9 protein-coding genes are annotated in these 12,881 nt (G+C 70.7%); 5 read left to right on the top strand and 4 right to left on the bottom strand.

Features of this window, described 5'->3' with window-relative positions; translation table 11 throughout:
* Window positions 1-92 precede the first annotated feature (92 nt).
* Entirely contained in the window at window positions 93-1,793 is a 1,701-nt protein-coding gene (locus ACFYT4_RS19295) for a methylmalonyl-CoA mutase (RefSeq protein ID WP_389269980.1), read from the top strand.
* A 78-nt stretch (window positions 1,794-1,871) separates the two neighbouring features.
* On the opposite strand, the gene ACFYT4_RS19290 is transcribed toward ACFYT4_RS19295, so the two are convergent.
* Window positions 1,872-2,507, bottom strand: coding sequence for a TetR/AcrR family transcriptional regulator (locus ACFYT4_RS19290; protein WP_389269978.1), 636 nt, complete (start codon window positions 2,505-2,507; stop codon window positions 1,872-1,874).
* A gap of 227 nt (window positions 2,508-2,734) precedes the next feature.
* On the opposite strand from ACFYT4_RS19290, the gene ACFYT4_RS19285 reads away from it, so the two are divergent.
* The 4 genes from ACFYT4_RS19285 (at window position 2,735) to ACFYT4_RS19270 (ending at window position 7,092) form a co-directional block, all read left to right on the top strand.
* Window positions 2,735-3,706 (top strand): tetratricopeptide repeat protein, encoded by a 972-nt coding sequence (locus ACFYT4_RS19285; RefSeq protein ID WP_389269976.1) that lies wholly within the window; start codon window positions 2,735-2,737, stop codon window positions 3,704-3,706.
* Window positions 3,707-4,360: 654 nt separating this feature from the next.
* The gene (locus ACFYT4_RS19280) at window positions 4,361-5,017 is read left to right on the top strand and encodes a DUF6230 family protein (protein ID WP_389269974.1); all 657 of its coding nucleotides are present in this window, start codon (window positions 4,361-4,363) and stop codon (window positions 5,015-5,017) included.
* Between the two features lie 94 nt (window positions 5,018-5,111).
* Window positions 5,112-5,675, top strand: a complete 564-nt coding sequence (locus tag ACFYT4_RS19275; RefSeq protein WP_389269972.1) for a DUF6114 domain-containing protein — start codon at window positions 5,112-5,114, stop codon at window positions 5,673-5,675.
* A complete protein-coding gene (locus ACFYT4_RS19270) occupies window positions 5,665-7,092 on the top strand; it encodes a hypothetical protein (RefSeq protein ID WP_389269970.1) in 1,428 nt (475 codons plus the stop codon). The genes ACFYT4_RS19275 and ACFYT4_RS19270 overlap by 11 nt, the downstream gene beginning before the upstream one ends.
* Window positions 7,093-7,740: 648 nt before the next feature.
* On the opposite strand, the gene pyk is transcribed toward ACFYT4_RS19270, so the two are convergent.
* The 3 genes from pyk to pta all read right to left on the bottom strand — a co-directional run bounded on the left by pyk (window position 7,741) and on the right by pta (window position 12,719).
* The gene (gene pyk, locus ACFYT4_RS19265; protein ID WP_389269968.1) at window positions 7,741-9,165 is read right to left on the bottom strand and encodes a pyruvate kinase; all 1,425 of its coding nucleotides are present in this window, start codon (window positions 9,163-9,165) and stop codon (window positions 7,741-7,743) included.
* Window positions 9,166-9,239: 74 nt separating this feature from the next.
* Window positions 9,240-10,460, bottom strand: a complete 1,221-nt coding sequence (locus ACFYT4_RS19260) for an acetate kinase (protein WP_389269966.1) — start codon at window positions 10,458-10,460, stop codon at window positions 9,240-9,242.
* Window positions 10,461-10,571: 111 nt separating this feature from the next.
* A complete protein-coding gene (gene pta / locus ACFYT4_RS19255; RefSeq protein WP_389269964.1) occupies window positions 10,572-12,719 on the bottom strand; it encodes a phosphate acetyltransferase in 2,148 nt (715 codons plus the stop codon).
* Window positions 12,720-12,881: the final 162 nt, after the last annotated feature.

Here is a 12,881-nt window from a genome sequence, read left to right as displayed (position 1 = left end):
CGCCACGTGTCCATGCCCGTGGCGGTCCGCCGTTTCCACGGTTCCACGGTGTGGCATCGACATTTACTAGGACGTCCTAGTAAATTGGTGGCATGGACGCTGACGCGATCGAGGAAGGCCGCCGTCGCTGGCAGGCCCGCTACGACAAGGCCCGCACGCGCGACGCGGACTTCACCACGCTCTCCGGGGACCCCGTGGAGCCGGTCTACGGGCCCCGGCCCGGGGACTCGTACGAAGGCTTCGAGCGGATCGGCTGGCCCGGTGAGTACCCCTTCACCCGCGGTCTGTACCCGACCGGCTACCGGGGCCGCACCTGGACCATCCGCCAGTTCGCCGGCTTCGGCAACGCCGAGCAGACGAACGAGCGCTACAAGATGATCCTGGCCGCGGGCGGCGGCGGACTGTCCGTCGCCTTCGACATGCCCACCCTCATGGGGCGGGACTCCGACGACCCCCGCTCCCTCGGCGAGGTCGGCCACTGCGGGGTCGCCATCGACTCCGCCGCCGACATGGAGGTCCTCTTCAAGGACATCCCCCTCGGCGATGTGACCACGTCCATGACCATCAGCGGGCCCGCCGTGCCCGTCTTCTGCATGTATCTGGTCGCGGCCGAGCGCCAGGGCATCGACCCCTCCGTGCTGAACGGCACCCTCCAGACCGACATCTTCAAGGAGTACATCGCCCAGAAGGAGTGGCTCTTCCAGCCCGAGCCCCATCTGCGGCTGATCGGCGATCTGATGGAGCACTGCGCCGAGGGCATCCCCGCGTACAAGCCGCTCTCGGTCTCCGGCTACCACATCCGCGAGGCGGGGGCCACGGCCGCGCAGGAGCTGGCGTACACCATCGCCGACGGCTTCGGCTATGTGGAGCTGGGGCTCAGCCGGGGGCTGGACGTCGACACCTTCGCGCCCGGCCTCTCCTTCTTCTTCGACGCGCATCTCGACTTCTTCGAGGAGATCGCCAAGTTCCGCGCGGCCCGGCGGATCTGGGCCCGCTGGATGCGCGATGTGTACGGCGCGCGGTCCGACAAGGCGCAGTGGCTCCGCTTCCACACCCAGACCGCGGGTGTCTCGCTGACCGCCCAGCAGCCGTACAACAACGTCGTACGGACGGCGGTCGAGGCGCTCTCCGCCGTTCTCGGCGGCACCAACTCCCTGCACACCAACGCGCTGGACGAGACCCTCGCGCTGCCGAGCGAGCAGGCCGCCGAGATCGCGCTGCGCACCCAGCAGGTGCTGATGGAGGAGACCGGGGTCGCCAACGTCGCCGACCCGCTGGGCGGCTCGTGGTACGTGGAGCAGCTCACCGACCGGATCGAGGCCGAGGCCGAGAAGATCTTCGAGCAGATCAAGGAGCGCGGCAGGCGGGCGCACCCCGACGGGCAGCACCCCATCGGGCCCATCACGTCGGGGATTCTGCGCGGGATCGAGGACGGCTGGTTCACCGGTGAGATCGCCGAGTCCGCGTTCCGCTACCAGCAGGCCCTGGAGAAGGGCGACAAGCGGGTCGTCGGCGTCAACGCGCACCACGGCTCCGTCACCGGCGATCTGGAGATCCTGCGGGTCAGCCATGAGGTGGAGCACGAGCAGGTGCGGGAGCTGGGCCGGCGCAGGGCCCGGCGGGACGACGCTCTCGTACGGTCGGCGCTGGACACCATGCTGGTGGCCGCGCGCGACGGCTCGAACATGATCGGTCCGATGCTGGACGCGGTCCGCGCTGAGGCGACGCTGGGCGAGATCTGCGACGCCCTGCGCGAGGAATGGGGCACCTACACCGAGCCGCCCGGCTTCTGACCCCGTACACCGAGCGCCCCGGCTTCTGGCCCGGCTCCCGGCCGCCGCCTCGCACAGCGCCATGCCGTCCCCGGCGGCTCAGCGGCTCAGGGACGCCAGGCCCGACAGCAGCAGGGTGGTGAGGCTGCGCGCCCACGGGCGGTCCACCGGCTCCGCGCTGACCAGGGTCCGGTGCACGACCGCCCCGGCGATCACATCGAAGATCAGGTCCGCGTTGCGGGCCGCCTGTGCCGGGTCCGTCTCGTACGGCAGCTCACCGCGGGCCTGCGCACGGGCGCGCCCCTCCAGGACCAGGCGCTTCTGACGGTCCACGACCGCCCGGCGGATACGGCGGCGCAGGGCCTCGTCGTGGGCCGACTCGGCGACCACCGCCATCAGCGCGGTCCTGGCCTCCGGGCGCTCCAGCAGTGCCGCGAACCGGAGGACCACGCCCTCGACGTCGGCGGCCAGGCTGCCGAGATCGGGGAGGTCCAGCTCGTCGAAGAGGACGGCGACGGCATCGACGACCAGCTCGTTCTTGTTCGCCCACCGGCGGTAGAGGGTGGTCTTGGCGACCCCCGCGCGGGTGGCGACATCGCCCATGGTCACCTTCGACCAGCCGAGCTCGACGAGCGCCTGACGCGTCGCGTGGAGGATCGCGCCGTCGGCCTCGGCGCTCCGGGGGCGTCCCGTACGACTCGCACGGACGCCTTCAGGGGGGACGCGGCTCTGCATGACGGCGACCATACCGGCGGGTAAGCCCCTCGGTGTGAGGCAGTTCACCGGAGGAATCTCACAGGGCTCCGGTCCCGCACAGTTACGCTACGGCCCGTAGCGAAAGCCGTGACCGGCTGTGCGACAACCACCGGCGCGGGGTGGGGACCCCGCGCCAAGGATTCACCCGTTGCGGTTCTACCGGCCGCACTTTTCCCCTGAGCGTGCCGAGGGGGGAGGATGTACTCATGCAGCCTAGGAACATGTCCATGAGTGGCGTCGTCGACCTCGCCGCGCTGAAGGCGGCCAGTGAGGCCAAGGCGAAGGCGGAGCAGGCCCGTGCCGAGGCCGCCCGCCAGGGTGGCGGCGGTGCCGTAGCTCCCTCCAGTCTCGTGATCGACGTCGACGAGGCGGGTTTCGAGCGCGATGTCATCCAGCGGTCCGCCGAGGTCCCGGTCGTTCTCGACTTCTGGGCCGAGTGGTGCCAGCCCTGCAAGCAGCTCAGCCCCCTGCTGGAGCGCCTGACGCAGGAGTACAACGGCCGCTTCGTGCTGGCCAAGATCGATGTCGATGCCAACCAGATGCTGATGCAGCAGTTCGGCATCCAGGGGATTCCCGCCGTGTTCGCGGTGGTCGCCGGGCAGGCGCTGCCCCTCTTCCAGGGCGCGGCCCCCGAGGAGCAGATCCGCCAGACGCTGGATCAGCTGATCCAGGTCGCCGAGCAGCGCTTCGGGCTGACCGGCGTGGCGGTCGACCCGGACGCCGAGGGAGCCGAGCCCGCGCCGGTCCAGGAGCCCGCCGGTCCCTACGACGCGCTGCTGGAGGCCGCCGTACAGGCCCTGGACGCCGGTGACTTCGGCGGCGCGGTCCAGGCGTACCGGAACGTGCTGTCCGACGACCCCGGCAATACGGAGGCGAAGCTCGGTCTGGCCCAGGCCGAACTGCTGCGCCGGGTCGGCGACCTGGACCCGCAGAAGGTCCGCCAGGACGCCGCCGAGAAGCCGGACGACGTGACGGCGCAGATCGCCGCGGCCGATCTGGATCTGGTCGGCGGCCATGTCGAGGACGCTTTCGGCCGACTTGTCGAGACGGTGCGCCGGACGGCCGGCGAGGACCGTGACGCGGCGCGGGTGCGGCTGCTCGAACTGTTCGAGGTGGTCGGAGGGGACGACCCCCGGGTGACGGCCGCGCGGTCGGCGCTCGCGAGGGTGCTGTTCTGAGGCGGGTTGCGAAAGTCCTGGCCCGATCGCTGTATTGAGGCGGTTCTGGGGTGAATTGCGGCGGTGGTGCGAGGGATGCGCCACCGCCGCTTTGGCGGCACGGTGCGGAAACCTGGCCCCGCTTTACCAAAACTTGGTAATTCGATCAGCTGTTACTCGCAGTAAATCAAAGGGTTTCTTCCGTCCGTTTATCTCCGGCATTGACCCCTTCTGGCGGCATGGCCGGCGGCACCCTGTGTGGCCGGGCGGCGGCGGCCGGTCGTGATGCCGCCATCCGGCCATTACTGGCAAGTAACGAACCCCCTTGTGCCGCGGCCGGGAATGCACCACGATCGGCGACGCTCGGTCCCACACCGCACCCGCCCGGCTCCCCGCCGGTCCGCGGTCCCTGGGTCCCCACCGGGTCGGCCGGCGGCAGTGAGCCGGTCGCGGACAGGGGGGTTCCCGCCGTACGGCGGGGCCTGTCCGACGGATCGCGCGTGATGCGTCAGGCGCGATCCGTGGTTGTCGCTCGGGGGTGATCGCCGGTGTTTCGGACGCGGTACGCGCCTGAAAGCGCGGGCGCTCTCCTTCCCGAGGACGTAGCGCTTCTCCCATCTCAGGACGGACGGATGCGTCCGTACCCGAGGTGTACGTCCGAGAAGGAGGAAAGTCATGGAGTCTGTGGCTCGTGGCGGAACCAGATGGAAGCGGTTCGCCCTGGTCATGGTGCCGAGTGTGGCCGCGACGGCCGCGATAGGCATCGGTCTGGCACAGGGGGCGCTCGCCGCGTCCTTCGCCGTGTCCGGCCAGGAGTTCAAGGTGAAGGCCGGGCACCTCGAAGGCCAGGGGTTCGCGCAGTACGGCGGCGTGGACATGGGGTACGCAAGTCTCAAGGGTGACGAGAAGACCGCTCACCCGGTCGCGATCTCGACGTTCAAGACCGCGACGATCAAGAACATGTGTCAGTCGGTGGTCACGGATGTGCCGCTGCTGGGCAAGATCACGCTCAAGCTGAAGGCGGGCACGGGCAAGACCCCCGTCTCCGCGGAGAACCTGTACCTGGACATCTCCCAGCTCGACGCGAACGCCGAGTTCAGGAACATGGACATCGGTGTCGCGGCCAAGGACACGGACAACCCGGGGACCGGCAAGGGCCCTGCGGTGAAGGACAAGTCCATCCTGGAGAACGGCTTCGCCCAGCAGGCCGACGAGGCCATCCTGGACAACGTCGAGCAGAAGGCGTGGGCGACCACCGCCGGAACCTTCAAGCTCAGCAATCTGAGCATGCGCCTGATCCGTGGCTCCGGCGACGGGATCGAGTGCTTCTGACGGTCATCCGTCGGGCGGGCGGGGCAGCCGCCGTGCTCCACCCCGCCCGTCCGACTCTCCGCACGGCAACACCAGTTCCAGGGAGCTGTTTTCCATGAGCGCCGACTCCATGACCACGGGGCAGAACGAGCACCACCTCCGCGTCATCCGGCGGCGGTTCCGCGACTGGCGGGGGCAGCGCCCCTTCTGGGCGGGACTGTTCACCCTGCTGGGCGGCATCCCCATCGCCTACTTCCCGTACGCGACCTTCCAGCTCGGGCACACCACGCTCTCCTTGGCGACGACAGCGGGCGCCGGCTCGCTGATCATCGGTGTCCTGCTGGTCACGCTGGGACTGACGATGTGGTTCCACCACATCGTGAGGGTGTTCGCGGGAGTCGCCTCGATCCTGCTGGCCCTGGTCTCCCTCCCGGTCGCCAACCTCGGCGGATTCATCGTCGGTTTTCTGCTCGCCATGCTCGGCGGGGCGCTCGCGATCTCCTGGATGCCCGGGGAGCCGCTGCCGGCGCCCGACGCGGGGACCGGCGCGAACGCTCCGGAACCGGTGACCGCCCCGGAACACGCGGGCGCCGGGCGGCCGGGGCAGGGGGATTCCCCGGATGTGAAGACGCAGGACTTCACCATCGAGCCCGACGGCGGGAGGAACAGTGCAGGGTGATGTCACACCGCTGACCACTGCTGGGAGCGATGCGGCACGGGCCAGGAAGGGACCGCGGCACGCGGCCCCGAGGACATCGCTGCTGAGCAAGCTGCAGAAGCCCGCGGGAAAGGCGATGGCCCTGGCGGCGATGCCGACCGCCGTCTTCATGGGCATGAGCCTCACCCCCAAGCTGGCGCTCGCCGACGACAAGGACATCCCCTTCGCCCCCGGACCGTGTGTGACCCGCTCGGACGAGCCCGCGGAGACGGAGCCGGCCTCACCGGAGCCGACACAGTCCGCGAAGCCGTCCGACGAGCCCTCCCGGTCGCCCGGTGAGACCCCGGGCGACGGTGCGGATGCGGGTGACGGCGAGGGCGGTGCAGGCGAAGACGGCGGTGACGAGGCCAAGCCAGGTGAGATGCCGTCCGCCGCCGAAGCCGGACCGACCGGCGCCGGAGCGGGCGCGGGGAAGACGGACGGCGAGCGGGCCGGGGAGGGGGCCGCGGAAGGGGAGAAGCCCGTGGAGGGCGTCGCGGGGAACGAGCCCGCCCCCGAAGCGACGCCGGGCGCGGTGAGGACCCGTAACCCGCTGGATCCGCTGGGCCTCGGCGAGGCGATCAAAGACCTGTTCGACGGGCCCGGCACACCCGGCGAGGAGGAGACGGCCACCCCCGCACCGACTCCGTCCGGGACCGCCTCGCCCGCCAAGCCCCCTGAGAAGCCCGCGGCCACCCCGTCGCCGTCCCGGCCCGCGCAGCGGCCCACCGGCGGGACGGACGGCACCGGTGACGGTACGTCCGACCGTGCGGCGGAGAGGGCGAAGGCAGCCCTCAGGGACGCGGCCGACAAGGCCGGGGCCGAGGTCGAGGAACTCGACGAGGACGCGAAGGGGCTCGAACCCCGGAAGGACGAGGACATACCCGAGGGCGCCAAGCCCCGCTTCCCGTGCCCGACCGCCGACCCCGAGGCGCTGGCCGCGGCGGAACTGGAACCCGGTATCCCCCTGCTCCCCGACGACCCGTGGATCCTCAAGAGCTCGAAGCTCACTCTGAGGGGCCTCGACTACCAGGGCATCGTCGAGGTGAGGACGGGCAGCGGCAAGATCAAGCGCGTACTGAAGTTCACGGCGACGAGCATCGACATCGACAACCTCCACCAGCTCGTGAAGGGCCCGATGGACAGGACGGGGCACGTCGAGGCGCGGAAGGGCTCCACCTCCACGATCCGCCACGGCACGGTGACGATGTACACCGAAAAACTCCAGGGTGATCTTTTCAGCGCCATCCCGGTCACCTTCAGCCCGGACACCCCGCCGCCGCTGAATGTGCCGCTGGCCGTCTTCACCGATGTCACGGTGACCCAGGCCGGTCAGTTCGGCGGGACCCTGAAGATCCCCGGCCTCAGGAACTACTTCACCGGCGGGGCCGCACGCTAGGGCGTGTATCGAAAGTAGCGCCGTCCGCCCGGAGGGCGGGGCCTGCGGCGTCCGGTGCGTGCAGTCGCAAGGCGGAGGGTCGCCCTCGTACTGGACGTACTTGGGTGATTCCGACAACGCAGCGAGTGTGCGTGCTGGGCGTCGCAGGCCAGGCGGGACTTTCGATACACGCCCTAGGTCCTTCGCCTGGCTCGGGCTGGGACGGGGAGGGGTCTGGTGCCGGGATGCTCCCGTGGCCGCACCCCGGGCGGAAGGGCCGTGGGGCCGTCAGCGACCGACACCAACGCAGCGAGGCACCACCCGTGCCCGCAGGGCTACGGCGGAGAAATACGGTGCCGGGGCGCGCGAGCCCGGCAAGATCCGCTACCGGCGGCCCTTGACGTCGAAGCCCCGTCCTCTGCCCGGGCCCAGGGCGTCCCGCCTCGGCGGGGCCTGCTCCGGCCGGGCCCGGAGGACCGGGGCGCACCGGATCGGTCCGGAGAATCCGCCGCCGGGGAGCCGTCGCGGACATGGACCGTACGCCCCGTACGAGGGGTACGGCCCCTGTCCGTGTCCCGGCGGCCGCGCCCGCGTCCGCGCGTGCGGGGGCTCCCGGTGGGAGCGGCGCGCGGTCGACCGGAACGGGTCCGCGTCCGCGCGTGCGGGGGCTCAGCCCTGCGTCCCCAGGTGGTGCACCCGGACCATGTTCGTCGTGCCCGGCACCCCGGGGGGCGAGCCCGCCGTGATGATCATCGTGTCGCCCTCGTTGTGCCGCTGGAGCTTCAGCAGCTCCGCGTCCACCAGGTCGACCATCGCGTCCGTGTTGTTGACGTGCGGCACCACGAACGACTCCACGCCCCAGCTCAGGGCGAGCTGGCTGCGGGTCGACTCCTCGGTGGTGAAGGCGAGGATCGGCTGGCAGACACGGTAGCGGGAGAGCCGGCGGGCCGTGTCACCGGACTTGGTGAAGGCGATCAGGGCCTTGCCGTCGAGGAAGTCCGCGATCTCGCAGGCCGCGCGGGCGACCGAGCCGCCCTGGGTGCGGGGCTTCTTGCCCGGGACCAGGGGCTGCAGCCCCTTGGACAGCAGCTCCTCCTCCGCCGCCACCACGATCTTCGACATGGTCTTGACGGTCTCGATGGGATACGCGCCCACCGAGGACTCGGCGGAGAGCATGACCGCGTCCGCGCCGTCCAGGATCGCGTTCGCCACATCGGACGCCTCGGCGCGCGTGGGACGGGAGTTGGTGATCATCGACTCCATCATCTGGGTCGCCACGATCACCGGCTTGGCGTTGCGGCGGCACAGCTCGATGAGCCGCTTCTGCACCATCGGGACCTTTTCGAGCGGGTACTCGACGGCCAGGTCACCGCGGGCGACCATCACACCGTCGAACGCCATGACCACGTCCTGCATATTGGCCACCGCCTGCGGCTTCTCCACCTTGGCGATGACGGGGACCCGGCGGCCCACCTCGTCCATCACCTTGTGGACGTCCTTGACGTCGTTCGCGTCCCGGACGAAGGACAGCGCCACCAGGTCGCAGCCCATCCGCAGGGCGAAACGGAGGTCGTCGACGTCCTTCTCGGACAGGGCCGGGACATTGACGGCCGCGCCGGGCAGATTGATGCCCTTGTGGTCGGAGATCACTCCCCCCTCGACGACGATCGTCTTCACCTGCTGACCGGTGACCTCGACGACGCGCAGTTCCACATTGCCGTCGTTGATCAGGATCTGGTCGCCCTTGGAGACATCGCCGGGCAGTCCCTTGTAGGTGGTGCCGCAGATGGTCCTGTCGCCGTCCACGTTCTCGGTGGTGATGGTGAACTCGTCACCGCGCACCAGCTCGACCGGACCCTCGGCGAAGGTCTCCAGCCGGATCTTGGGGCCCTGGAGGTCGGCGAGTACGCCGATCGCACGGCCGGTGTCCTCGGACGCCTTGCGGACGCGGTGGTACCGCTCCTCGTGCTCGGCGTGGGTTCCGTGGCTCATGTTGAAGCGGGCCACGTTCATTCCGGCCTCGATGAGCGCTTTCAGCTGCTCGTACGAGTCGACGGCGGGGCCCAGTGTGCAGACGATTTTGGAACGGCGCATAAGGCGGATCCTATCGGTTTGTTTCGGCTCGGAATATTCCGTCTGGCGGAAGATACACATGGGCGGCCGGTCGCTCAGCCGAGTGAATCGGCGGACACCAGCGCGAATGTCTGGCGCGCTATTTCCAGCTCCTCGTCCGTCGGAACCACGGCCACCGCGACCCGTGCGCCCGGCGCCGAGATGATCCGGGCCTCCCGGGAACGCTCCGCGTTCAGCCCGGCGTCCAGCGCGAGCCCCAGTTCCTCCAGTCCGGCCACCGCAGCTTCCCGCACCGCGGCGGCGTTCTCACCGACCCCCGCCGTGAACACCAGCGCGTCCACCCTGCCGAGTACCGCGTAATAGGCACCGATGTATTTCCTCAGCCGGTGGATGTAGATGTCGAACGCCAGCCGGGCCCGCTCGTCGCCCTCCTCCACCCGGCGGCGGATCTCCCGCATGTCGTTGTCCCCGCACAGCCCCACCAGGCCGCTTCTCGTGTTCAGCAGGGCGTCGATCTCGTCCACCGACATGCCCGCGACCCGCTTGAGATGGAAGGTGACCGCCGGATCGATGTCACCGGAGCGGGTCCCCATCACCAGCCCCTCCAGCGGGGTCAGACCCATCGAGGTGTCGACGCACCGGCCGCCCGCGACCGCCGAGGCGGACGCGCCGTTGCCCAGGTGCAGCACGATCACATTGACGTCCTCGGGCGCCTTCCCCAGCAGCCTCGCCGTCTCCCGCGACACATACGCGTGCGAGGTGCCGTGGAAGCCGTAGCGGCGGATCCGGTGGGCGTCCGCCGTCCGCGTGTCGATCGCGTAGCGCGCGGCCGACTCCGGCATCGTCGTGTGAAACGCGGTGTCGAAGACGGCGACCTGCGGCAGATCGGGGCGCAGCGCCCGCGCGGTACGGATACCGGTGATGTTGGCCGGATTGTGCAGCGGAGCCACCGGGACCAGCCGCTCCACCTCCGCCAGCACCTCGTCGTCGATCACGGTCGGCTCGGTGAACCGCAGCCCGCCGTGCACCACCCGGTGGCCGATCGCCGCCAGTTCGGGGGAGTCCAGCCCCAGCCCGTCGGCCGCCAGCTCGTCGGCGACGGCCTTCAGGGCGGCGTCGTGATCGGCGATCGGGCCGCACCGCTCCCGCTGCCCGGCGCCGTCGCCGCTCAGCGGGGTGTGGACCAGCCGGGACGTGACCTCGCCGATCCGCTCGACGAGCCCGACCGCCAGGCGGGAGCCGTCGCGCATGTCGAGCAGCTGGTACTTCACCGACGAGGAGCCGGAGTTGAGGACGAGGACTCGGGTCGCGGTCACGGTTGCGGGGCCTTCTGTGGAGGGACGGTCGGTCGGAACGGACGGTGGTCCGGGAGGGACGGTGGGAGCGGACGGGTGGTCAGGGGCGGGACGGTCGTACGGAGGCGTACGTCATACGGAGGCGGGCTGCGCGGCCCGCGCGGGCTGATCGGCCGACGGGTCGGGCTGTGCCTGGATCGCCGTGATGGCGACCGTGTTGACGATGTCGCCGACAAGAGCGCCGCGCGAGAGATCGTTCACCGGCTTCCGCAGCCCCTGGAGCACCGGTCCGACGGCGACCGCGCCCGCCGACCGCTGCACGGCCTTGTAGGTGTTGTTGCCGGTGTTCAGGTCCGGGAAGATCAGCACGGTCGCCCGGCCCGCCACCTCGGAGCCGGGCAGCTTGGTCGCCGCGACGGACGGCTCCACGGCCGCGTCGTACTGGATCGGGCCCTCGATGCGCAGATCGGGGCGGGCCCGGCGCACCAGCTCCGTCGCCTCCCGCACCTTGTCCACGTCCGCACCCGAACCGGAGGTCCCGGTGGAGTACGAGAGCATCGCGATCCGCGGCTCCACCCCGAAGCGGGCGGCGGTGGCGGCCGACTGGACGGCGATGTCCGCGAGCTGCTCGGCGTCGGGATCCGGGTTGATCGCGCAGTCCCCGTACACCAGCACCCTGTCCGCGAGGCACATGAAGAAGACGGACGACACGATGGCCGCTCCCCCCGGGGCCTGCGTCCCGGGTGGTGCCCCCAGGGCCCGGGTCTTGATGATCTCGAACGCCGGGCGGATCGTCGCCGCCGTCGAGTGCACCGAACCGGAGACCATGCCGTCGGCGAGGCCCTCGTCCACCATCAGCGTGCCGAAGTAGTTCACATCCGCCACGACGTCGTACGCCAGCTCCACCGATACGCCCCGGTGGGCGCGCAACCGCGCGTACCGCTCGGCGAAGCCCTGGCGCAGCTCCGAGGTCACCGGGTCGATCAGCTGCGCGGCGGACAGATCGAAGCCCAGGTCGGCGGCCTTCTTGCGGATGACCTCGGGGTCGCCCAGCAGGGTCAGGTCGCAGACGTCCCGGCGCAGCAGCACATCGGCGGCACGCAGCACCCGCTCCTCCGTGCCCTCGGGCAGCACGACCCGGCGGCGGTCGGCGCGGGCCTGCTCCAGCAGCTCGTGCTCGAACATCATCGGGGTGACATGGCCGCTCCGGGCCACCGCGAGTCGCTCCAGGAGCTCGCCCGTGTCGACATGCCGTTCGAACAGTCCGAGCGCGGTCTCCGCCTTGCGCGGGGTGGAGGCGTTCAACTTGCCTTCAAGGCCGAAGAGTTCGGTGGCGGTGGGCCAGCTGTTCCCCGGCACCGAGATCACCGGGGTGCCGGGCGCGAGCCGGGACGCCAGGGTGAGGATCTCCGGGGTGGGCCGCTCGTTCAGGGTGAGCAGCACCCCCGCGATGGGCGGGGTCCCCGCCGAGTGGGCGGCCAGCGCGCCCACCACCAGATCGGCGCGGTCGCCGGGGGTGACCACCATGCAGCCGGGGGTCAGCGCGGCGAGGAAGTTCGGCAGCATCGCCCCGCCGAAGACGAAATCGAGGGCGTCGCGCGCGAGCCCCGAGTCGTCGCCGAGCAGCACCGTACCGCCGAGCGCATGGGTGATCTGGGCGACCGTGGGCGCGGCGAGCGCGGGCTCGTCGGGCAGGACATAACAGGGAACCGGAAGGCGGGCCGCAAGCCGCTCGGCTATGGCCGCGCGCTCGTCGGGAGCGACCCGGTTGACGACCATTGCGAGAACACTGCAGCCCAGGGCCTCGTACGCCCGGTGGGCATTGCGCGCCTCGGCCCGTACGGACTCCGCGGTCTGACCTCGGCCGCCCACGACCGGAACCACCGAGGCGCCGAACTCATTGGCGAGCCGGGCGTTGACCGCCAGCTCGTCCGGGAGCTGGGTGGCGGCGAAGTCGGTGCCCAGCACGAGGACGACCTCGTACTCCCGCGCCACCCGGTGGAAACGGTCGACGAGCCGGGAGACCAGCTCGTCGGTGCCCTTCTCGGCCTGGAGGGCGGACGCCTCGTGATAGTCCATGCCGTACACGGACGCGGGGTCCTGGGTGAGCCGGTAGCGGGCCCGCAGCAGCTCGAACAGCCGGTCGGGACCGTCGTGCACCAGCGGGCGGAAGACACCCACCCGGTCCACCTGGCGGGTGAGGAGCTCCATGACCCCCAGATCGACGACCTGGCGGCCGTCCCCGCGATCGATCCCGGTCACGTACACGCTGCGTGTCACGCGTGCTCTCCCGTCCGCCCGTATCGGTGCTCGTACTCATCGCTCGAAACTGAAGTGCCCGGAGGCCGTGCCGAGGCCCTGCCCGGGCGGCCCGCGCGAGAGGCGGGGCCGTGGCCCGTGCCGCGGTCCGGGCCGCCGCCCGTGCTCCCGCTCGGGTACCCG

Origin of the sequence: Streptomyces sp. NPDC004609, from assembly GCF_042873655.1 — a bacterium.
Lineage (GTDB): Bacteria > Actinomycetota > Actinomycetes > Streptomycetales > Streptomycetaceae > Streptomyces.
The sequence above is the reverse complement of the archived record's forward strand: the minus strand, read 5'-3'. Positions and strand labels throughout refer to the sequence as shown.

Bases quoted from the DNA above. Each gene is read 5' to 3' on its own strand.
- ACFYT4_RS19295 (WP_389269980.1), top strand. From the start codon at position 93: ATGGACGCTGACGCGATCGAGGAAGGCCGCCGTCGCTGGCAGGCCCGC.
- ACFYT4_RS19290 (WP_389269978.1), bottom strand. From the start codon at position 2,507: ATGCAGAGCCGCGTCCCCCCTGAAGGCGTCCGTGCGAGTCGTACGGGA.
- ACFYT4_RS19285 (WP_389269976.1), top strand. From the start codon at position 2,735: ATGCAGCCTAGGAACATGTCCATGAGTGGCGTCGTCGACCTCGCCGCG.
- ACFYT4_RS19280 (WP_389269974.1), top strand. From the start codon at position 4,361: ATGGAGTCTGTGGCTCGTGGCGGAACCAGATGGAAGCGGTTCGCCCTG.
- ACFYT4_RS19275 (WP_389269972.1), top strand. From the start codon at position 5,112: ATGAGCGCCGACTCCATGACCACGGGGCAGAACGAGCACCACCTCCGC.
- pyk (WP_389269968.1), bottom strand. From the start codon at position 9,165: ATGCGCCGTTCCAAAATCGTCTGCACACTGGGCCCCGCCGTCGACTCG.